Origin of the sequence: Streptomyces sp. MMG1533, from assembly GCF_001279775.1 — a bacterium.
GTDB lineage: Bacteria > Actinomycetota > Actinomycetes > Streptomycetales > Streptomycetaceae > Streptomyces.
The window spans coordinates 17,316-40,257 of the sequence record NZ_LGDG01000226.1 but is presented as its reverse complement, the minus strand read 5'-3'; the positions used below and the strand labels follow the sequence as shown (position 1 = coordinate 40,257).

Here is a 22,942-nt window from a genome sequence, read left to right as displayed (position 1 = left end):
GTGGCCTCGACCCCGTGAAAGACTTTGCCGGCATATTTCATCCCTGATGACGGAGGAACGCCGGGTGCCAGAGCAGGGGGAGACCCGCTATCCGCCGGGCGCACAGATCTGGGTGCGCGACGAGGAGTGGCTGGTCAGGAACGCCACGCGGACCGACTACGACGGCGACAAGATCGAAGCCGTCGGGGTGTCGGAATTCGTACGTGACGAAGAGGCGGTGTTCTTCACCAAGATCGACGACGTCGAACTCCTGGAGCCGGAGAACACCCGCCTCGTCCCGGACACCTCCTCCTACTTCCGCAGCAGCCGCCTCTTCCTCGAAGCCGTCCTGCGCAAGACGCCACTCCCGCAGTCCGAGCGCGGCCTGGCCCTCGCGGACCGTTTCCTCCTGGATCCGCTCACGTACCAGCAGCGCCCTGCCGAGCTCGCGCTCTCCATGCGCAACCTGCGGCCCCGCATCCTCATCGCGGACGTCGTCGGCCTCGGCAAGACGCTGGAGATCGGCCTCACCCTCGCCGAACTGATCCGCCGCGGCCGAGGCGAGCGGATCCTCGTCGTCACGCCGCAGAGTGTCCTGGAGCAGTTCCAGCACGAGCTGTGGACCCGCTTCTCCATCCCGCTCGTCCGCCTGGACTCGCTCGGCATCCAGCGCATCCAGCGCGAGATCCCGGCCGGCCGCAACCCGTTCACGCACTACAAGCGCGTGATCATCTCGGTCGACACGCTCAAGAACATCGGCCAGTACCGCCACCACCTGGAGCGCATCCAGTGGGACGCCGTCGTCATCGACGAGTCCCACAACCTCATCAACCCCGGCAGCCAGCGCCGCGCCCTCGCCGAGATCCTCGCCCCACGCACCGACGCCCTGCTACTGGCCAGCGCCACCCCCCACAACGGCGACAAGCAGTCCTTCGCCGATCTCGTCTCGCTTCTCGACCCGGCGGCCATCGCCGACCCGAACCACTACGACCCCGAAGAGGACCTCGGTCACCTCTTCATCAGGCGTACGAAGATCAGCCCCGAGGTCCGCGACCAGATGGGAACCGAGTGGGCCGACCGCGGCCCCACCGTCTCTCTGCACTGTGCGGCAAACGAAGCCGAGGAACGGATCTTCGCCGAGCTGACCGAGCACTGGCTGCCGGCCAAGCCGACCGGCACGGAGTTCGGCTCGGCCGACCAGGACCGGCAGTCCGTCAGCACCGACCCGCTGTTCGCCTACAACCTCCTGAAGTCCTTTCTGTCCTCGCACCGGGCCCTGGCCGAAACACTCGCCGCCCGCGCCCAGAGCCTCTCCGACCGTGTGGGCAGGGCAGCGAAGGACGGCAGGAAGCACGACCGGGCCATCGACCGGGAACAGGAGGCCGTCGCCCGCCTGCGCGCGATCACCGACTCCATGGGGGACGGCAGCGCCCCCGGTGACTCGGCCAAACTCGACGTGCTCGTCGAGCAGTTGAAGCAGATCGGCGTGGGCCCGCGCAGCAGTACCCGGGCCGTCGTCTTCTCCGAGCGCGTGCCCACCCTCAAGTGGCTCGCGCAGGTCGTGCCGCCACGGCTCGGGTTCCCCACCGCCGCAGACGGCAGCTCGAAGGCCGTCCGTGTCATGCACGGCGGCCTCAGCGACGAGGAACAGCAGAAGGTCCTCGGCGATTTCGGCCTGGCCGAGAACCCGGTCCGACTCCTCTTCACCGGCGACGTCGCCTCCGAGGGTGTCAACCTGCACCGCCAGTGCCACCACCTGATCCACTACGACATCCCGTGGTCGCTGATCCGTATCGAGCAGCGCAACGGCCGCATCGACCGCTACGGACAGCGCCACCAGCCCCAGTTCCGCGCCCTGATCCTCAACTCCGCCACGCCCGGCGCCAAGGACGACCGCACGGTCGCCGAGAAGCTGCTCAGGCGCGAGGAGGAGGCCCACAAGCTGGACGGCACGGCCGAGGCAGTGACCGGCTACTACCGAGCGGAGGAGGAGGAGCGCCGGCTGATCCGCGAACTGGTCGAGGGCAAAACCGTCGAGGAGTTCCTCGACTCGGCCCCCGCCGCGGACGACGGCATGCTCGCCGACCTCTTCGGTCAGGTCGACAGCATCACCGAGCAGGAACTCCCGCCGCGCGCCGAGGTCCCGAGCCTCTTCGAGGGCGACACGGCCGCCTTCGTCGAGGCGGCCCTCGCCGACCTGTACGAGGAACGGGCCGAGGACCTGATCGGCCTGTCCCGGGGCGAGGACCCCAAGGGCGGCGGCTACCTCTCCCTGTCTCCCGCCAAGGCACCCGACCTCCTGCACCGGCTCAAGGCCCTCCCGCCCTCCTACCTCAAGGAGCAGGGCGTGGCCGAGCGGATGCTCGTGACCTTCGACCGCGCCCTCGCCGAGCGCAAGCTCGTCGACGCCCGCGAGGCCACGGACACGATGTGGCCGAACGTCTCCTTCCTCACCGACATCCACCCGGTGGCGGAGTGGCTGACCGACAAGGTGCTCGTGCAGTTCGGCCGCCAGGAGGCGCCGGTCATCACCTCCCCGCACGTCACCGACCCGACCTTCCTCATCCAGGGCATCTACTCCAACGCCCTCGGCCGCCCCACGGTCGTGAAGTGGATGGCCGTCTCGGGCCTGCCCGGCACCCCGGCCGTCGCCTCCATGTCCGAGGCCCTGGAAGCCGCCCGGGTCGGCCCGCGCCTGGCGGTCACCGGCGGCCCACGCGACATCGACCATCTCAAGTCCCTTGTCCCGGCCGCCGTTTCGGCAGCACGCGACCACCTTGAGCGTACGAAGGAAGAGTGGGCCGACCAGATCAGCGAGCCGCTCGCCAAGTACCGCAAGCAGCTCGCGCAGTGGCGTCAGGACTCCCTGCTGCCCGAGCGGACGAGCCGCCGTCGACGCCAGATCGAGGAGACGGCCGACGAACAGGCCCACCTCCTCGACCAGTTGCAGACGACCGGCCGCCCCCTGCTGCGTGTCCTGGCCGTCCTGGACAGGCCCGCGTCCACCGAGACCACCGATGACGACCCGGCGGAGAGCTGAGAGATGACGTACGACTCGCTGGTCAACCACGGCGACTACCTCTCCGCCCACTATCTGGCCGAGATCCTCCCCAAGGACCTCAAGGCCAAGGACGGCCTGCTGGCCCGCTGGGCGGCGGCCGAGGAGGAGGAACGCCGCCGGTACGCGGACGCGGTCGCCGAGGCCAAGCGGCAGGGCGCCGACCCGGACACCGTGCCGCCGCGCGCCCGCACCCCGCGCGAAGGGCTGCGCGCCCTGCACGGCCCGTACTTCGCCGGTCGCGCGGCCTTCGCGCAGGACGCGGAGGCCGCCGCGGACCCGGAGCGCCCCACTCCGGCGGACTGGGGGAAGCGCCTCACCGATCTCCACCTCACCACCCTGCGCGCGCTCGGCTTCGGCGAGGCGCACGAACAGACGGTGACCGTGCACCGGTCCGGCCACGAGTACGCCGTCGACGTCCTCCACCACGAGCCCGGCCTCGTCACGGCCGTCGCCTGCGGCTGGACGACTCAGCCGGACGCGGCCCTCGACCCGGACGGCCCCGGGGCCCTCCTCCACCCGGTCGCCCTGGAGGGCTCGGCCCGCCTGACGGACGGCAAGGCGATCACCGACTTCCTCTTCGAGTGCGACCAGCCCTCGCGGTACGTCCTGCTGCTCGTCGGCGGTGTCCTGGTCCTGGCGGACCGCATGGCCTGGCACGAGGGCCGCTACCTCGCCGTCAGCCTCGACACCGCCCTCAACCGCCGCGACGACCGGAGCGGCGGCGAACTCGACACCATCACCGCCCTGTTCAGCGCAGACGCGATGCGCGTCCCCGAGGAGGGCGGTACGGCACCGCTCGCCGACTTTGTCGACAAGTCGGGCAAGCACGCGGTCGGGGTCTCGACGGAGCTGCGGGAAGGCCTGCGGCTGTCGGTCGAGTGGATCGCCAACGAGGTGCTGGAGCGCCTGCGCGAGCAGGGCGTCACCCCGGACCAGTTGGACGACCCGGCGCGCCTCGCCAAGCAGTTGAGCCGGGAGTCACTGCGCTACCTGTATCGGATCCTGTTCCTGCTGTACGCGGAGGCACAGCCGACGCTGGGCATCCTGCCGTCGGACTATCCGGAGTACGCGCAGGGGTACGGCCTCCAGCGCCTCGGAGACCTCGTCGTACGCGACCTGATCGGCGAGAAGTCCCGGCGGGGCACCCACCTCTACGACTCCCTCGAACTGCTTTTCCGCATGGTCGAGAAGGGGCACCGCCGGTACGGCAGCGAGCCCGAGGACCTGGCCGCCGAGGCCGCCGACCGGGAGGCGAGCGCGGCGGAGGCAGAGGCGGCCGACCTGCTGGCCGCAGGTGACATCACGCAGGCCGAGCACGACGAGCGGGTCCGCGAGGCGGGGCGGGTTCGGCGTGCGGCCGCGCTGAGCGCGAGCGCCGGGCTGCGGTTCGAGCCGCTGCGGTCCGAGCTGTTCAAGGAAGAGGCGATCCGGCTGATCGGCCGACGGCTGGACAACCCGTTGTACGAGGGCGAGGGCGAGGACGGCGTCGGCTCGGAGAAACCCGAGTTCCTGGACACCAGCCTGCGCAACGCCACCCTGCACCGGGTACTGCGCCGCCTCATGCTCACCAAGGGCAAGGGGCGGGAGCGCGGCGGCTTCATCTCGTACGCGCAGCTCGGCATCAACCAACTCGGCGCGGTATACGAAGGGTTGATGTCCTACACCGGATTCATCGCCGAGGAGGACCTGTACGAGGTCGCCAAGGGCGGGGACCCGTCCGGCGGCAGCTGGATGATTCCGGCGTCGAAGGTGCAGGACTACCCGGACGACGTGTTCGTCCAGCGGGTGGACGAGGAGACGGGCCTGTCGCAGCGGGTGGTGCACCCGGAGGGCTCGTTCGTGTACCGCCTCGCGGGGCGCGACCGGCAGACGTCCGCGTCGTACTACACGCCGAAGAGCCTGACGGCGGTCACGGTCGAGCTGGCGCTGAGGCATCGGCTCGACCAGGGTGGTACGACCACGCCGGCGCGGGAGCTGCTGGAGTGGAAGATCTGCGAGCCCGCGCTGGGTTCGGGCGCGTTCCTGAACGAGGCCATCGACCAGGTGGCCGAGGAGTATCTGCGGCGCCGCGAGGTCGAGTTGGGCGGGCGGGTCGACACCGAGCTGCGGCAGATCGAGCTGCAGAAGGTGAAGGCGTACATCGCGCTGCACAACGCGTACGGCGTCGACCTGAACGCGACGGCGGTGGAGCTGGCGGAGGTCTCGCTGTGGCTCAACACCATGCATCCCGGGATGCAGGCTCCGTGGTTCGGGCTCCATCTGCGGCGCGGGAACTCGCTCATCGGGGCGGGGCGGAAGGTGTACGGCGCCGGTGACCTGCCGGGGGGTGGGTGGCTGGCGAAGTCCGCTCCGTTGCCGCCGCGTGAACTTCCCTTCCGGGAAGGGGAGTTGCCCGAGGGGGCTGTGCATCACTTCCTGTTGCCCGCGGTGGGGTGGGGCGCGGTCGCGGGTGAGGCGGAGGCCAAGAAGCTCGCCGAGGAAGAGGCGAAGGCGCTCGGGCGGTGGCGCAAGGGGGTTCTGCGCGCGCCGAAGGCATACAAGCCCTTCGAGGAGAAGGAGGGCGAGGGGAAGGAACAGCGGCAGAAGCGGTACGACCGGTGGGCCAAGGCTCGGGAGAAGACCGAGCTGTGGCGGCTCCAGCGGGTCGCGCGGCGGGCGGAGTTCCTGTGGAGCCTCGTCGCCAAGCGGCTTGAGCTGTCCGAGCGGAAGGTGTCCCGGCGGATCGATGTGTGGGGCGCGGACTGGTTGACGCCGTCGGCCGAGGTGGACATGGATGCCCGGCGGAAGGTGCTGGATGATCTGACCGCGCTCGGTACGCCCTACTGGCGGCTGAAGACCGTGATGGACGCGTGGTGTGCGCTGTGGTTCTGGCCGTTGGACAAGGTGGCCGAGCTGGACGGTACGAGCGCGGACTATGCGGCCGGCGGGGGTGTGGTCCGTGGGGAGGATCTGGCGGAGCTGCTGGCCGGGGGTGACGGTGGGGTCGACTCGTCCGTTCCGGCAGAGGCTTCGGGGCCCGCGCCGGGTGATCTCGTCTGGCGGGCCGCGGGGCTGTTCGACGATCCTGCCGGTGAGCAGGGGGAGTTGGGGGACGCCGGGCTTGTCGCCGACGGCGAGAAGGGGCTGCGGACCAAGGCCTCGCTGGCCGGGGGGCGGGGTGGTCGCGAGGCGCAGATCGGTGAGGATCCTTGGCGCGAGGTCATTCCCCTGAAGACGTTCGAGGACTGGCTGGACTTCCTTGAGCTGACCCTCGGCACGAAGGATGCGGACGGGTCCTTCCTGGACGGTCTCGATGACCTCCCTGTTGATGAGGCGTTGCCGATTCTGGAGGACTTCGAGCGGGACATGCATGTCGCGCTGGGCATGGACCACGCGTTCAACCTGCGATTGCGGTTCCCGTGGCTTCACACGGTGGAGGACATCGCCGGTACGACCGAGAAGGACATAAAGGCGGAGGACGGGCACGGGTTCTTCCACTGGGAGCTGCACTTTGCGCATGTGTTTCGGGGGGTAAGCGGGGGGTTTGATCTTCAGGTGGGGAATCCGCCTTGGGTTCGGCCGCGGTGGGCAGAGGATGTTGTCCTTGCCGAGCTGGAGCCGTGGTTCATGCTGGCGGAAAAGCCGGGAGTGACGGCATGGCGTGAGCGCAAGACCGGAGTACTGGCGCGTCCGGGGGCACTGGAGTTTTTCCTCCGTGAGTTGTCCTCAAATGTGGGGCTACAGCAAGTCCTTGGTTCGCCGGTTACCTATCCTCTACTCACCGGGACGCAGCCGGACCTGTATCGAGCGTTCATGTGCCGGGCGTGGAATAACCTTGGCGGGGCTGGCCTGGCAGGTCTGATCCACCCGGACTCGCACTTCGGAGGGGCGCGGGAGGGAAGGCTCCGAGAAGCAGCCTATGAGCGACTGCGGTTCCACGCCCATTTCTGGAACCAGCTGCATGTGTTTCCGGAGATCAAGGAAACCCGGCAATTCTCGGTTAATGTGTATGGCAGGCCCAAGCGGATTGATTTCCCGCACATCAGTTGGCTGTTCACGCCAGCTGTACTCGTGGCCTCCCTGGTACACAATGGGAACGGGGAGTTGCCGGGCATCAAGCAGGACGGAGAGTGGGACGTACGACCTCATAGCGCGCGCCTGGTGAGGGTCAATGAGGAGCTGTTGTTGCAGTGGCGTCGCCTGTCCGGCGATGAAGGCGGGCCGGTGCGTCAGGCAGCATTGCTTTACCCTGTGACCGCGGCCGAACAGGACGCAATAGCTGCCTTGGCCGCGGTGAATGATCGTGTGGGCATGCATGACCCGCGAATCAGCGCGGGGTACCACGAAAAAATGGGCAAGGAGAACGGCTTCATCCAGTGGCATGCCACGGCCCCGGGCAGACTGGAGGACGTCGTCTTGCAGGGGCCTCACTTCGGAATCGCGACGCCGTTTGAGAAGCAGCCCAACGTTCCGCTCAGGAATCGGAATGATTACACAGACTGGGACCTGACCTCGCTGTCCGCTGACGCTGTGCCGCGCACCAGCTACGTCCGGCCGGACTCGTGCACTGTCGAGAGCTACAGAGCCGAGCAGGACCGCTGGCTCGATCATTCCCGGTTGGGGACAGGATGGGAGCTGTCCGGTAAGGAGTGGGAGGAGCGCGGAACCGCGTTGGCGGAGGAAGAGCTGAAGCTCGCAACCGATGAGCAACGGGAACTGCTTCGGCAGCGGTTGTGGCTTTTTCGCCCGTACACGGAGTTCTACCGGTTGACCTGGCGACGAATGATCCCTTTCGACACAGAGCGAAGCCTGTTTGCAGCGCTGATTCCGCCGGGCCCGGCCCACGTCGACGCTGTCAACTCAATGGCTCTGGTTGACAATCGCACCACTGCACTCAACTCAGGCTTGTGGGCTGGCCTGCCGTTGGACTATCTCCTGCGGATCGCCAGCCGCTCGGACCTCCGCGTGGCCGAAGCTCACAAGATGCCGTACGCAGATCCTGCGCACCCGCTCGCTGGATCGCTCCTTCTGCGCACCCTGCGCCTCAACTGCCTTACCGAGGCTTACGCGCCTTTGTGGACTGAGCTCTACGACATGACCTGGCCCGGCTACGAGGACTGGGCCGTGGATTGGCCCGGACTCACGCCGCTCGCCGGGCACCTCAAGTCGGTCTGGGAGTACGGCACTCCACTGCGAACCGAGTATGAACGGCGGGCCGCGCTCGTCGAGCTGGACGCCGTGGTCGCCGTATGGCTGGGCATGAGCGCAGAGGAACTGATTGCCATCTATCGCTCTCGTTACTACATCTTGGCCCAGAGGGACGCGGGGATGTACTTCGATGCCAAGGGCCGCAAGCTGGCCGCGAGCCACCACACCTACGGCCACGGCCAGACCAAGGAACACTACGAGCAGTTCCAGGCCTGGCAGAACAAGGAGCGCCCCGAGCCCCCCGAGGGCTACACCGCCCCCTTCTACAAGGCCAACCGCGAAGAGGAGATGCGCACCGCGCACGCCCACTTCGAGAAGCGGCTCAAGGCCGCCCGAGCCAAGGGCAAGTGAACGCAAGGGCCCCGCACCGGAGTTGCCACTCCAGTGCGGGACGCTCTGCCGTACGGGTCAGACCTGCGCGGCGTACGAGACGAAGTCACCCCACGCGCCGGGGGAGAGGGCGAGCTGCGGGCCGCGCTGCTGCTTCGAGTCCCGGACACGTACCGCCTCGACGGTGGCCGGCTGCTGCCAGGAGATGGCCACCTCGACGCAACTGTCGCCCTCGGAGCCGCTGTAGCTGCTCTTGAACCAGGCCAGTTCGGACGTGCTCATAGCGCTCCTCGCATTCGCTTCAGCAGGCTCAGGGAGTCTGCTGGGGTCAGAGCCTGCGAGCGCAGTTTCGCATACCGCTGCTGGAGGACGCTGATCTCCTTCCGGTCAGTGATGAGACGCCCATTCTTCTGCCCCTCCGAGTAGCCGAACCATTCATTGTCCGGCGTCTCCAGCAGCTGGAGCGGTCCGTCCATGCCCGCATGCGTCGGCTGCCGTAGCGGCATGATCTGGAACTCCACGTTCCAGTGCCGCTCGGTCACTTCCAGCAGATGGTCGAACAACTCCCGCGTCACGTCCTCCCCACCTGTGTGCCGCTCAAGTACTGCCTCCTCCACGATGAAGGTGAACGCCGTCGGCGGCTTCCTCCGCACCGACAGCAGCTCCTGCCGCGCAAGCCGCGCGGCGATCCGCTCCTCCATCTCCTCCTCGGTCGGACGCGGTGGCACGTTCAACGACACCGCCCGCGCGTACGCCTCCGTCTGCAACAGCCCCGGAACCACCCGGCATTCGTACGTGTAGAGGCTGATCGCCTCCGCCTCCAGCCGCCACCATTGCCGGAACCAGCTCGCCAACCCCGGCTGCCGCGCTACGAACTGCGACGCCTCCCGAAGGATCCCGAACGCGTCCAGCGCCTCCTCCGCCCGCGTCACGAAGTCCGGCCGCGGAAACCGCCTGCCCTGCTCGATGGAGGCCACGGTCCCCGGCGAGTACCGCACCCGGTCCGCCAGTTCCTCCTGGGTCAGGCCCGCCCGCTTGCGGAACCCCTTGACCACCGCCCCGAACGTCTTCAGGCTGTCCGACGACTCGGGCTCACCCGCGCCCCCGCCCGACGGCCCGCCCGCCACCGCACTCACCCCGCCGCCTCCACCCGTACCGCCCGTGTCGTCCGCCATTCCAGGCCACCTCCCGCGCACTCGCCCCGCCGCACACTCCTAACGCCCCCATGGTCACGACCAGTCACGGGTACTGTCCACCCTTCGTGCTCGTACGCTGACTCAGCGTACGAGTCGCTGACCTGGTGAACGGCCCCCTTCGGGCGCCACATTGGGCCCATGACGCCACCCCCTACCCCCCAACACACGCTTACCGTACGTGTGTTCACTCAGCGGTTCAGCTCCACCCCGCTCGGCGCGCGGCTCGCCCGGCACCTGGCCCTCACCCAGCTCCACAGCTGGGACATTCCGCACGGCAGCTCACTCTCCGACACCGCCGGCGTGATCGTCGCCGAGCTCGCCGCGAACGCCGTGACCCACGGCCGCGTGCCGGGCCGCGACTTCGAACTGCGCCTCGCCCACACCCCGGACGTCCTCCTCCGCATCGAGGTCTCCGACACCCGTACGGACAGCAGGCCGTCCGGCCCCGAAGACCTGGCAGCCCCGCCGCCCCTCGACGAGTCCGGCCGTGGCCTGTTCCTTGTCGACGTCCTCGCCGACCGGTGGGAGGTGCTCGACCGGGTGTCGTCGGGGGCGGCGCTGCTCGGCAAGACCGTCCGCGCCGAGCTGGACCTTCCGCGCTGATTGCACCCTCCCGCCATAAGCTGGCGACGGACCGCACCCCCCACGCATCCCCGGATGCGTCCCAGGACGGCAAGAGCTAAGAGGAGACATGGCAGAGCTGGAGGACGGCGAGAACGACGCGCGAGGGTCGTTGTTCGAGAGTCCCGTCGAGATCGGCGCGAACGGGCGGCCGACCGGAGTCGAACTGGAGCTGCCCGCCGATGAGCCGGAGCGGGGCTCGGAGCCCTTCGACCCGGACAGTGTCAGCATCGACATCCTGCAGGTCACGGTCGAGGAGCTGCTGGACCGGCTTACCCGTGGGGCGCTCGACCTGGCGCCGGACTTCCAGCGGCGGGCCAGCATGTGGAGCGAGGTGCAGCAGAGCCGCCTCATCGAGTCGTCGCTCCTGGGCATCCCCTTGCCACCTTTCTTCCTGGCCCAGCAGGAGAACGACGACTGGTCCGTCGTCGACGGCACCCAACGGCTCACCGCCCTCGTCCGGTTCATGGCTCCAGGACTCATCAACGCGACCCCGCTGGCTCTTCGCGGCCTGGACTTCCTGGAGCAGTTCGAGGGAAAGGGCTACCAGGAACTGCCCGGGCGGCTGCGCATCCGACTGCGTGAGACGCGGCTCGTCGTGCACCTCGTCCGGTTGGGCACCCCGGAAGCCGTGAAGTTCAACGTGTTCTCCCGTATCAACGCGGCCGGGCTGCCCCTGACCCGCCAGGAGATCCGGCATGCGATGATCCCCGGCCCCGCTCGTGACTTCCTCGCCGACCTGACGGAAGAGCCCGCCTTCGGCGAGGCCACCGGGTGGGGCGTGTCGAACGAGCGGATGACCGACCGGGAGATGGTGCTGCGGTACCTGGCCTTCCGGCTGTCCCCTCCGGAGGAGTACCGGCAGCAGGACTTCGAGCAGTTCCTTAACGAAGCCATGCATCGCGTCAACGCACTGTCGGACGAGCAAAGAGAGTGGGAGGCACGGCAGTTCCGTGAGGCGATGAAGTGCGCGCATGACGTCTTCGGCAGGCACGCGTTCCGGAAGTCGGTCGGGCGCCGCCGCAAGTCCCCTGTCAACAAAGCCCTGTTCGAGGCCGTGGCCGTCAATCTCGCGGACCTGGAGGACCATCAGCGTGAGCTGCTGGTAACGTCCCGTGACAAGGTCCAGGCCGATCTTGCGTTCCAGCTCGACGTGGACTGGAACTTCGCGCGCGCGCTCTCCGTCGACACCAGCAACGCGGAGAACGTGCGGACGCGGTTCAGGGTGGTGAAGCAGGTTGTCCAGGGGGTACTGAGCGGTGATTGACCAGCTGACGCTGACCAACTTCAAGGCGTTCCAGCATGCGGAGATCCCCCTCGGCCCGCTCACACTGCTGACCGGACTGAACTCGTCGGGCAAGAGCACGGTGATCCAGGCGCTGGCGTTGCTGTACCAGTCGTACCAAGCCGGCTTCCTGAAAGCACCCTTCGTCACCGATGGGAGCGAGCGCAGGCCGTTGGGCGGAGGCGGATTCCTGCTCAACGGTGAGCTCGTCGGCCTCGGGACCGGACAGGACGTCCTGCACGAGGACTTCGTCGGAGTCGAGCTCATCGTGGTGGCGGTGGCCGAAGGTGCTCTCCACTACACCTACGGAGCCGAGTACGAGCGCGAGCAGAACCTGCTGCCGGTGACCCGGATCCAGGTACCCGCGACCGAGGAGGGCCCTGACCGGCCCGCGGGACAGGAAGGGCTGTACCCGGAATACTTCAGGGCCCGGTTCCAGTACCTGCACGCCGACCGCATCACTCCCGCCGAGCGCTACCCCCGCGACCACCAGGCGGCCATCGGCCGCGGTTTCCTCGGCGTCCGCGGCGAACACGCGGTCAACTTCCTCCTTTACCACGCCCGCGACGAGGTCCCCGAAGGCCCGCTCCGCCACCCCGGCGCGGACTCCGCCCTCCTCCTCGACCAAACCGCCGCCTGGATGGGCGAGTTGTGCCCCGGCGTGAACATCGAGGCCGCCCCCATCGAGGGCACGGACACCGTCCGCCTCTCCTACGGCTTCGGCGACGCCCTCACCGCCACGCGCCGCCGCCGACCCACCAACGTCGGCTTCGGTCTGACGTACGCCCTCCCCATCGTCGTCGCCTGCCTCACCGCACAACCCGGCGGGCTTGTCCTCCTGGAGAACCCGGAGGCACACCTCCACCCGCAGGGGCAGACCAAAATGGCTGAGCTCGGCGCCCGCGCCGCCGCCCAGGGTGCCCAGCTGATCGTCGAGACCCACAGCGACCACGTACTCAACGGCATGCGTCTCGCCGTCAAGCAGGGGCTTCTCACACCACAGCAGGCCGTCGTGCACTTCTTCCGCAGTACCAACGGCTCGGGCGTCGAGGTGATCACTCCCCATATCGACGTCGACGGCTCTCTCGATCAGTGGCCCAAGGGCTTCTTCGACGAGCTGGAGAACACGCTGGTGCAACTGCTCGACTGAGCCCGGCTGACCGCCCGTAAGACGTCGTGATCCAGGGGGACGCGTGCCGCAACTGTTCCTGAACGAGGAGTCGTGCCGCAGTGCCTGCGAGCCGTTACAGGCGGAGCGGGCCATGACAGAGCTCGCCCGCACCGCGGCGGCGATCCAGCGTGCGGACCCGGTGGGGACGACGTTGGTGACCGAAGCGAAGCTCAACGAGCTCCACATCGCGCAAGGGCATCCGATCGGCAAGTGGTTCGGGAATCCGAGGAACCAGGCCGCCTGGACTCTGCTGCTCAAGCTGCGGACCAAGTCGCCGTTCAACACCGGGTTCCCGGACGGGGTGGACGGCTACGACGTCGAATACCGTCACGACGGGGTTGTCGCCGAGGGCCTGGGCGCAGCCCACATGGCCGACGGACTGGGTGTCTCGCTGCCGGTCGACGCCCGCTGGGACGCCACCACGCTGATGCTGGAGCGCGAGCGGCTCGTCGAGGAGGACGAGAGCGAGGACGGCAGCGGCACGGAGGTCAGCCTCGTCAGAGTTCGGCACGCCTCGGCCCGACCGCACGTGGACGAGCATCTGCGGTGGATCAAGGCCTCCCGCGACACCGCCGCCACCACCGGGGCCCACCTTTGGGAGAAGCGCGACAGGATCTGCCCCAGCCTTCAGTTCCTGCCTGAGGTGGAGAGCCAGCTGCGCTCCCTCGACGCCCTGTCCGTCCCCGTCGTTCGCCGGCGCCTCCTCGACCTGGAGGAGGCCGTCTCCGCCTGGGACCCGGACACCCAGCCCCGACCGCCGTGGGGCGGCGACGTGCGTGGCGAGTTCGAGTCCCGCAAGCGCCTGTGCTGGTTCACCGACCTCGACGGCGAGCGGCAGCTCTTCTACCTGCACACCGACTACCCGCCCAAGCCCGGGCGGATCCACTTCAGGCTCGTGTCGGAGGACCGGACCGTCCGCATCGCCTACGTGGGCCGCAAGCTCGGGGTCTGAGGGGTCCCGTACATCCCGCCGTCCCTTACGGTGGGTGTGCGAACCATGATCCAGCGCTGAAGGGGGACCGCGCGTGCGTCCGACTCTCGCCGCCGACCAGGTACGGGCCAGCCTGAGCCAGTACCTGTCGACGACGTACGCCCTGGCGGACGAGTCGACGCGGCGGGCCCTGGAGCAGTTCCTCGGCGACGCCGACGACGGCATCTTCCGGGGGCCGTACCTGCGGATCCGAACCCCCTTCCGGGCCGCCGAGAACGACGACTGGCAGCGGCACCTCCAGTGGTGGCCGCGCGCCCCCTTCCACCCGCACCGGCACCAGGCGCGGGCCTGGGAGCGGCTCTCCACCCTGCACGGGCCGGCCCAGCCGACTCTCGTCACCACCGGCACCGGATCCGGCAAGACCGAGTCCTTCCTCGTCCCGCTGCTCGACCACTGCCGTCGCGAGCGCGAGGCCGGGCGAGGCGGGGTGAAAGCCGTCCTGCTGTATCCGATGAACGCGCTCGCGACCGACCAGGCGCAGCGCATCAACGACTACCTGGAGAAGGACACCCGGCTGGAGCGGGTCCGGGCCGCGCTGTACATCGGTGACAAGCCGTCCCGGGAGTTCAAGGACTCCGTCCGCAAGGTCGCGGTGGAACGCGAGGAGATCCGGCGCACCCGGCCGGACATCCTGATCACCAACTACAAGATGCTCGACCTGCTCCTCCAGCGGCCCGAGGACCAGAAGTTGTGGGAGAACTCGCCCCTCGCCTACGTCGTCCTGGACGAGTTCCACACCTACGACGGCGCCCAGGGCACGGACGTGGCGATGCTGCTGCGGCGGCTCGGGTCCGTGACCGGGCTGGCCCGCGACGGGCGGCCGCTCGGGTCCGTCTGCCCGGTCGCCACCTCGGCGACACTCGGCGAGTCCGGGTCGGGCGGGTCCGGGTCGGGCGGGTCCTCCATGCTGGAGGTCGCCGAGCAGGTCTTCGGTGTGCCCTTCCCGGCCGATTCGGTGATCGGTGAGTCCCGGCGCAGCGTGCAGGAGTTCGCCGGCGACAGCGACTTCAGCCTGCCGTTCCCGGCGCCGCAGGAGGTCGTACTCCTCGGGGACCCGACCCGGGACGAGGGCGCCCTGGACCGGCTCGCGACGGCCTTCACCGGTGAGGAAGGGCTCTCGCCCGAGGAACTCGGGGCCAGGCTGCGGCAGCACCGGCTGACCGCGGCCGTCCTGGAGATCCTCGACGGCAACCCTCGGACGCTCGCGGAACTCATGGAGGTCCTGCCGCGGTACGCCTACCACTGGGGCATGGCCGCGCAGCAGAAACCGACCGTCGCCGCCCAGGCGCTGGCCCGCTATGTCGCCCTGCTGTCGACGGCCCGCGATCCGGGCCATCCCGGACGGCCACTGCTGGCCGTCGAGATCCACCACTGGGTGCGGTCCGTCTCCCGAGTGCTGCGCGGGATCACGCCCGCGCGGGCCGAGTTCCGCTGGGACGACGAACGGGTGGCCTCCGGCGGGCGGCTCGTCCACAAGACACCGGGGGACAAGACCACGAGCCCCGGGGACGAGGAGGTGGCCGCCGTCCCCGCCGACGACAGCGCGCCCTCGCCCGCCGAGGTGTTCCTGCCCGCCGTGTTCTGCCGCGAGTGCGGGCGCTCAGGGTGGGCCGCGCTGTCCCCGGAGTCCGACGCGGCAGAGCTCGAACTGAACGCCACCAAGATCCGCCGGGCGTCGGTCGGGCGGGACAAGCGCCGGGTCCGGAACATGATCGCGGCGACCGTGTCCGAGGCCCACGACGCCGCCTTCGCGAAGGAACCCGTGCGCAGCGGGCCCACGGTGATGGTGCTCGACGGGGACAGCGGGCGCCTCAGGCCGCTCTCGCCCGAGAGGGACTTCGAGAAGCCGCGGGACGGAGCAGGGCCGAGCGTGACGAAGACGCCGCGCGGTTCCGCGTTCGTCGTCGTCGACCTCACCAACGACCGGGCGGCGGAGACCGACCAGTGCCCGGCCTGCCGCACCTTCAACGCCATCCGCTACCTCGGTACCGGTCTTGCCGCCCTCGCCGCCGCCTCCATCACCCAGCTGTTCACCGGGGGTGAGCTCGACGAGAAACTCAAGGAGAACAAGACCCTCCTCTTCAACGACTCCGTCCAGGACGCCGCTCACCGCGCCGGATACGTCGCCAGCCGCTCGTACACCTTCTCCTTCCGCTCCCTGCTCGCCAGCCGCGTCGACGAGGACACCCCGATCGCGCTGAGCGACCTGGCCGCCGACATCGTCGAGGAGGTCGTGGACAGCCGGAAGGTGCAGGTCGCGGTCATCCCGCCGGATCTGCATGTGCTCCGTGGGGTCGACATCCTGCTCAGCGGGCGCAGTCACGGCTCCAAGCGGACCTGGGAGCTGATCGCGCAACGGCTGGCCTTCGCGGCGGTCATGGAGTTCGGGCTCAGGTCCCGGCAGGGCCGCACCCTGGAGCTGACGCGGACGGTCGCCGCGGACGTACCCCTCGAAGACCCTGACGGTGTCGCCGAGTTGGTGCGCGAGCTGTTGCACACCACGCCCGGGGACATCGCCCTGCCGGACGGTTCCGTGCCGGGGCCGGACCGGTTCGTCGGCTATGTGCGCGGGCTGCTGGAACGGATGCGGACGCGGGGCGCGATCCGACACGCCTGGCTGGACCCCTGGCTCGATCAGGCGGGCGTGCGGCGCTGGCTGATCTGGGGCGGCCGGAAGGAGGGCATGCCCGCCTTCCCGCCCGGTGTCTCCGCCCCGGCCTTCCTCCTCGGCAGTCCCAAGAAGGGCAGCGACGACTTCGACGTACTGACCGGACGCCTCGGCTGGTACCAGGACTGGACGCGCCGCAGCCTCGGCCTGCGACAGCCCGACGCGGCGAACGCCTTCCTCGTCCGGCTGTTCCCGGCCCTCGCCGAGGCCGGTGTGGTCTCGGTCCGCACCGCCAAGGACGGGGCCACGCGCCTGTACGGGCTCCAGCCCGGCCATGTACAGGTGCGCAAGCTCGCGGACGAGGTCGTCGCGGACGCCGGTGTGCGCTGCCCGGACTGCTCCTGGCAGCAGACCGTCCACCCAGAGCTCGCCCACCAGTGGCACGGCCAGCCCTGTCCGCGCTACCGGTGCAAGGGCCATCTCCAGGCGGGCCGCGACGGCGAAGGCAGCCTGCGCCGACGGGACTTCACCGACGACTTCTACCGGCGGATGTACCGCGACGCCGGAGTCTTCACCATCAACACCGCCGAGCACACGGGCACCCTCGACCGGCGCAAGCGGGAAGCCGTCGAGAAGGCGTTCCGGGACGGCACCGACGTCCACTACGCCAACCCACAGGTCCTGTCCTGCACGCCGACTCTCGAACTCGGCATCGACATCGGCGACCTGTCGGCCGTGGTGCTCGCCTCGCTGCCCAAGGGTCCGGCCAACTACGTTCAGCGGGTGGGCCGGGCGGGGCGGACGACCGGCAACGCCTATCTGCTCACCATGGTCGACCGAGGCCCGCGCGACCGGTACTACCTGGAAGATCCGCTGCGGATGATCGCGGGTGACATCCAGCCGCCGGGCTGCTTCCTCTCCGCCGTCGAGATCCTCCAACGCCAGTACCTGGCCCACCTGTTGGACCTCGCCGGAGCCGGACGGCTGACGTCGCCGGACGGAACTCCCGTACTCGCCCTGCCGCGCCTGGCGACCGCTCTGTTCGGGCCGTCCGGCTGGCTGTCCGACTTCACGGCTGCCGCACTGGAGAACGGGGCCGAACTGGTCACGGACTTCCTCCGGCTCTTCCCGCCGTACGACGAGAAGCGTGGCACCGGCGTCAGCGCGGAAGCCGCCGACGCGCTGCGGAAGTTCGCCGTCGAGGGGATCGCCGCATCCCTCGCGGACGCGAGCAGGGAGTGGGAGAGCCGCCGGGGAGAGCTGCAGCGGCGCATCGTCGCCATCGACGACGCGATCGGACGGCTCGTCTCCGGTGACCCCGAGCACGAACGGCAGGGGCGCGAACTGCGGGCCGAGCGGCGGGCCGTCGCCCGCAGCGCCGGCGAGATCAGCCGTGGCACCGCGCACGCGGCACTCGTCGATCTCGGACTGCTGCCCAACTACAGCCTCGTCGACTCGACCACCGAGCTGGAAGCCACCCTCACCTGGCGGGAGGAGGCAGCCGACGGCGAGATCGGACACCACAGCAAAGTCCTCCGGTACGAGCGGTCCGCACGCCTCGCCCTGCAGGACCTCGCACCCGGAAACCACTTCTACATCCAGGGCTACAAGCACCGGATCAGTGGTCTCGACATCGGCAGCCCCGGCCGTCCGGCCTGGCTTTGGTGGCGGGTCTGCCCCGACTGCGGTCACGTCCGTACCCACCGTGCCCAGCAGGACTCCTCCGCCTGCCCGCGCTGCCACTCCGCCGCCATCGGCGACGTCGGCTGCCTGCACAAGGTGCTCGTGCCGCACCGCGTCCACTCCAGGGACCAGCGCGACGACGCCCGGGTACGGGACGACACCGACGAGCGCGAGCGGCGGCACTACACCGTCGTACCCGCCGTGGACATCCCCCACGACAGCGTGGTCGAGGCCTGGCGTCACACGCCGGGCCTGCCCGGAGGCCGGCGAGTCACCTTCGGCTGGGAGTTCACCCGGCAGGCCACCGTCCGGCACATCAACGTCGGTGCCTCGCGCGTGGACGCCGTCGCGGACGACGCCTTCGCGGGCCGTCGCGTACGACTCAACCCCTTCTGGGTCTGCGACTCCTGCGGACAGGCCGACGCGGACGGCGGGCCCGTCCTGCACCAGGACGCCCTGGTACAGGTGAAGGCCACCCAGTACCACCGGCCCTGGTGCCCCAAGGTGCGGACCGGCCTGACCGAGTCGAAGGCCCAGCAGACGGGCGTGAAGGTGCTGCTGGCCCATGTGCTGGAGACCGAGGCGCTGCGCATCCTCATCCCGGCCGTCACCGCCCACACCCAGGAACGGCTGGTCTCCTTCAAGGCCGCCCTGCTCGCGGGCATCGCCCAGAACTACGGCGGCGACCCCGACCACCTGGCCGTCGTCACCGACTCCATGCCCGACCCGGACAGCGGCGACCCGGACGTACGCCGGCACTTCCTCGTCCTCTACGACACGCTGCCCCGCGGCACCGGTTATCTGCAGCGGCTCGCCGGACCGGGCGGCCTGCGGGAGGTGCTGGCCGCGGCCCGTCGGATCATCGAGGAGTGCTCCTGCGTCGAGGAGGGACGGCCCGCCTGCCACCGCTGCCTGCTGCGGCACGTCACCGACAGCGAGTACGAACTGGTCTCGCGCGAGCACGCCCTGGACATGCTCGGGGAACTGTTCGGCACCGAGGGCGAGAACTGGGGCGCCGAGCCCGTCGGCACCACGCGGGACATCAACCTCGCGCCGCAGGTCGAGAGCGAGCTCGAAGCACTGTTCCGGCAGGGCCTGCTGGACTGGGCGAACCGCGACGACGTCGACGAGGCCAGCGTCCGCACGGCCCTCACCCCGGACGGTGAACGCAGTACAGAACTCCGCCTGACCGCGCCCGACGGCTCCGTCGCACGCTGGCAGATGGAGACACAGACCGACCTGGGCTTCACCCGCCCGGACGTGGTCTTCCGCAGGCTCGACGCGGAGGAGCTGAGGGTCGCCGTCTATCTCGACGGATACCGCTACCACGCGAGCCCCGAGTGCAACCGGGCGGCCGACGACGCGGCCAAGCGCACCCGGCTGCGCGCCTCCGGCTGGCAGGTCTTCCAGCTGACGTGGGACGACGTCGAGGCATGGACGGGACGCCGCAGGCCCGTCGCCGATCCGGTCTGGATGCCATACCAGAACACCGCGCAGAAGACCGCGCTCGACATCCACCGGCGACTGCACGCCGGGGACACCCGGGATCTGCCGCGCTTCGTCTGGGCCAACCCCGTCGACACGCTGATCGGCTATCTGACTCGCCCGGAGCCGGAGTTGTGGCGGCGCCGCACGCAGAGCGCGCTCGCCGGTTTCGCCACCGTGTCCGCGACCAGCCGGGCGCTCGCCGACGGTCCGGCGATCGCCGTACGCCTCACTGAAGCGCTGCGGGGCGAGCGGCTGTCCGGCGGGCAGGGAGCCGTACAGGTGATGACGACGAAGGACGCGAGCGGGTGCCCGCTGACCATCACTCTGGACCTGCGCAAGGGGCAGTCGGGTGCCGTCTGGTCGGCGCTCACCGTGCTGGAGGACAGCCCGGCCCTGATCAGTGCCGACGAGCCCGCGCACCGGCGGCGCTGGCAGGCCTGGCTGTTCTGGACGAATCTCCTGCAGTTCCTCAACGAGGGTGAGGGGGACGGTGTTCAGTTGACGGCGAGTCTGCTCTCCGGGTTCGACGCCGCGGAGCTGGCCGTCACCGGTGGAGTGGGCTGGCTGACCTCGCAGCGGCGGGTGGCAGCCCCTGACACGGGGGTCAAACCCGCTGCCGCGGTGCGCGATCCCGCCTGGGACGAGGTCATCGAGTACCTGGTGGAGGAACCCGGCCTGGCCGAACTCGCCGTGGCCCTGGCAGACCTGGGAGCGCCGGCACCCGGGGCTGGCTACGAACTGGGCGACGCGGCCTGGTCCGCCGAACTGGCCTGGCCGGACCGGCGCCTAGGCGTCGTACTGGCCCACGAGCAGCATGCCGACGGCACACCGGACAGTGACGCCGAGGCCCGTGACAAGGCCTACGCCGAGGCGGGCTGGCAGGTGCGCACGGCAAAGGAGTGGGACGCGGCGGAGCTGGCCGCGTTGCTCAGTGGTGACGAAAACGACGAGGAGCACGACGGATGACCAGTCCTGCCGCGCCGAGCACGGGGGCCACTCTGCGCCTGCTGGACAAGGCCGACAAGGAAATCGTCAAGCTGGACCGGGCGATCGTCGGGGCGGTCTACAAGTTCCAGCACGATTTCCGGAAGAACCCGAACGCCGGGGGATTCGACCTCAAGCAGCTCAAGGGCGACGGCCGTCTCTGGTCTGCCCGCGTCAACCGCGAGTACCGCGCGCTGCTCCTGCATCTCGGCGGCAACGACTGGCTGCTCGTTTCGGTCAAGCATCGGGGCCATGTCCACCAGAACCTGGACCGGCTCTCCTACGGCATCAACCAGATCACCGGGGCCATCGACTACGTCGACCTCCAGGTCGTCGAAGAGGACGTGCTGCGCCGGGCTCCCGAAGCGGCGGTTCCCGCTGTTCCCCAACAGCCGGTGGAACAGCCGCTGTTCGCGCAGTACAGCGCGGACCAGCTCGCCGAACTCGGCGTCGCCGAGCCGCTCATCCCGATCGTCCTCAAGCTCACCACGGACGACGAACTGCTCGGCCTCGCCGAGTACGCGCCCCGTCACACCGGTGAGGTGCTGCTGCGGCTGCGGGACGGATTCTCGTTCGCGCAGGTCAAGGAACAGGTCACCGAGCCTGTCGCCGTCGAGAAGCCGGAGGAACTCGACGCCGACGACTGGCAGTCGGCCGCGGACCGCTCCCAAGCCGTTGTCATCACCGACGACGAGACACTGCAGAGCATCATCGAGGAAGGCGACTTCGGCCGCTGGAAGGTCTTCCTGCACCCCACCCAGGAGAAACTCGTGCGCCGGGAGTACTCCGGCCCCGCCAGGGTGAGCGGCGGACCGGGAACCGGGAAGACCATCGTGGCGCTCCACCGGGTCAAGCACCTGGTGGACCGGCTCCCTCCCGGTCACACCAAGCCGGTGCTGCTGACCACGTTCAACAAGAACCTCGCCGCCGACCTGCGAGCGCGGCTGCTGTCGCTCGGCGGGCCGGAGACCCTGGCCCGCGTCGACATCGTGCACGTCGACCAGCTGGCGACCCGCGTCGTGCGGGAGTCGGACCCCGGCAACGCCAAGCGACGCATCGAGGACTCCCAAGCCCTGCGCGAATGGCGCCAGCTGCTGGTCGAGGCGGGCGAGAACCGCTGGGACGCGGAGTTCCTGAGCGACGAGTGGAACCAGGTCATCCTGGGGCAGGCCGTCCACTCCCGGTCCGACTACTTCAAGGTGCGCAGGGCCGGCCGTGGCCGCAGCGTCACCCGCGCCGAACGGGCGGAGATCTGGCAGCTCGCCGAACGCTTCACCCAGCGGCTGGAACTCAAGGGACTGGAGACGCACCGACAGGTGGCCGAGCGCGCCGCCCGTCTGGAGATCGACCGCAAGATCAAGATCGACAACAGGCAGCAGCAGAAGGACGACCGCGGCGGAATCGGAAACATTCACGTGGAGTCCGGATCAGGGGCCTTTCTGCGCTACCGCTACCGGCACATCGTGGTCGACGAGGCCCAGGACCTCAGCGCCGCGCACTGGAAGATGCTGCGCGCGATGGTCCCGGCGGGGCCCAACGACATCTTCCTGGTCGGCGACACCCACCAGAGGATCTACGACCATCAGGTCACCCTCGGCAGCCTCGGCGTCAACATCCGCGGCAGGTCGGCGCGCCTCACGCTCAGCTACCGAACCACCTGGGAGATCCTCCGCTCCGCGATGGGAGTCCTGGAGGGCGTCGACTACGACGACCTCGACGGCGACCAGGACACACTGGGCGGCTACCGCTCCGTGCTGCACGGGCTCCGCCCGACACTGCGAGAGGCCGAGAGCTGGGACGAAGAACTCGACCTCGTCGTCGAGCAGTTGAACACCTGGAGTGACGTACCCCGGGAATCCGTCGCGATCTGCGTACCGACCAACGAGATGGTCGGCGACGTCGTGCAGCGGCTCGGCCGCAGGGGCATTGTCGCGACCGAGATCACCCGGGACGGTCCGAGGAGCGACGAGGGTGTGCACATCGGCACGATGTACCGCTTCAAGGGACTCGAATACCGCTGCATGATCATCGCCGGGGTTTCAGAAGGCCGGGTGCCCCGATCGTCCGTCGACGCATGGGAGCGCACCGACCCGCCACGCCACCGGCGCGAACTGCAGCGCGCTCGCTCGCTGCTGTTCGTCGCGGCGACCCGGGCCCGGGACGCTCTCGCCATCTCCTGGCACGGGGAGCCGAGTCGCTTTCTGGAGCCGCTGCGAAGCGGTCATCGTTGAACGTAAACCGGTCGTGACCGAATAGGTGTTCTTTCGCGTATGCCCTCCTGTTGTCACCGTTTCGTCAGGAAACGGACACCGGGGGTGGGTATGGCGACACCTTTGTACGTGCCGGGGCTGCCCGCGA

10 protein-coding genes are annotated in these 22,942 nt (G+C 69.2%); 8 read left to right on the top strand and 2 right to left on the bottom strand.

Annotated features, from left to right (window positions below):
• The first annotated feature begins 64 nt into the window (after window positions 1-64).
• Together ADK57_RS27265 and ADK57_RS27260 are read left to right on the top strand one after the other, a co-directional pair.
• A complete protein-coding gene (locus ADK57_RS27265) occupies window positions 65-3,019 on the top strand; it encodes an SNF2-related protein (RefSeq protein ID WP_324612209.1) in 2,955 nt (984 codons plus the stop codon).
• 3 nt (window positions 3,020-3,022) lie between these two features.
• On the top strand, window positions 3,023-8,578 hold the full coding sequence (locus tag ADK57_RS27260) for a hypothetical protein (protein ID WP_053752233.1): 5,556 nt from the start codon (window positions 3,023-3,025) through the stop codon (window positions 8,576-8,578).
• 57 nt (window positions 8,579-8,635) lie between these two features.
• Here the strand turns inward: ADK57_RS27260 and ADK57_RS27255 are convergent, their stop codons facing one another.
• Together ADK57_RS27255 and ADK57_RS27250 are read right to left on the bottom strand one after the other, a co-directional pair.
• Window positions 8,636-8,839 carry a DUF397 domain-containing protein gene (locus tag ADK57_RS27255; RefSeq protein WP_053752232.1) on the bottom strand — a complete coding sequence of 68 codons (204 nt, stop codon included), beginning with the start codon at window positions 8,837-8,839 and terminating at the stop codon, window positions 8,636-8,638.
• Complete coding sequence (locus tag ADK57_RS27250) at window positions 8,836-9,732, bottom strand: helix-turn-helix domain-containing protein (protein ID WP_053752231.1); 897 nt, start codon at window positions 9,730-9,732, stop codon at window positions 8,836-8,838. The genes ADK57_RS27255 and ADK57_RS27250 overlap by 4 nt, the downstream gene beginning before the upstream one ends.
• Before the next feature lie 159 nt (window positions 9,733-9,891).
• Here ADK57_RS27250 and ADK57_RS27245 point away from each other — a divergent pair, with 159 nt between their 5' ends.
• The 6 genes from ADK57_RS27245 to ADK57_RS27220 all read left to right on the top strand — a co-directional run bounded on the left by ADK57_RS27245 (window position 9,892) and on the right by ADK57_RS27220 (window position 22,815).
• A complete protein-coding gene (locus tag ADK57_RS27245; RefSeq protein ID WP_053752230.1) occupies window positions 9,892-10,356 on the top strand; it encodes an ATP-binding protein in 465 nt (154 codons plus the stop codon).
• 88 nt (window positions 10,357-10,444) lie between these two features.
• Window positions 10,445-11,641: a DUF262 domain-containing protein gene (locus ADK57_RS27240; RefSeq protein WP_053752229.1), complete on the top strand. Its 1,197-nt coding sequence runs from the start codon at window positions 10,445-10,447 to the stop codon at window positions 11,639-11,641.
• Window positions 11,634-12,809 (top strand): AAA family ATPase, encoded by a 1,176-nt coding sequence (locus ADK57_RS27235; RefSeq protein WP_053752228.1) that lies wholly within the window; start codon window positions 11,634-11,636, stop codon window positions 12,807-12,809. Before ADK57_RS27240 ends, ADK57_RS27235 begins: the two co-directional genes overlap by 8 nt.
• 112 nt (window positions 12,810-12,921) lie before the next feature.
• Complete coding sequence (locus ADK57_RS27230; RefSeq protein WP_053752227.1) at window positions 12,922-13,782, top strand: hypothetical protein; 861 nt, start codon at window positions 12,922-12,924, stop codon at window positions 13,780-13,782.
• 73 nt (window positions 13,783-13,855) lie between these two features.
• A complete protein-coding gene (locus ADK57_RS27225; RefSeq protein WP_053752226.1) occupies window positions 13,856-20,566 on the top strand; it encodes a DEAD/DEAH box helicase in 6,711 nt (2,236 codons plus the stop codon).
• A complete protein-coding gene (locus tag ADK57_RS27220; protein ID WP_053752225.1) occupies window positions 20,563-22,815 on the top strand; it encodes a UvrD-helicase domain-containing protein in 2,253 nt (750 codons plus the stop codon). Before ADK57_RS27225 ends, ADK57_RS27220 begins: the two co-directional genes overlap by 4 nt.
• Window positions 22,816-22,942: the final 127 nt, after the last annotated feature.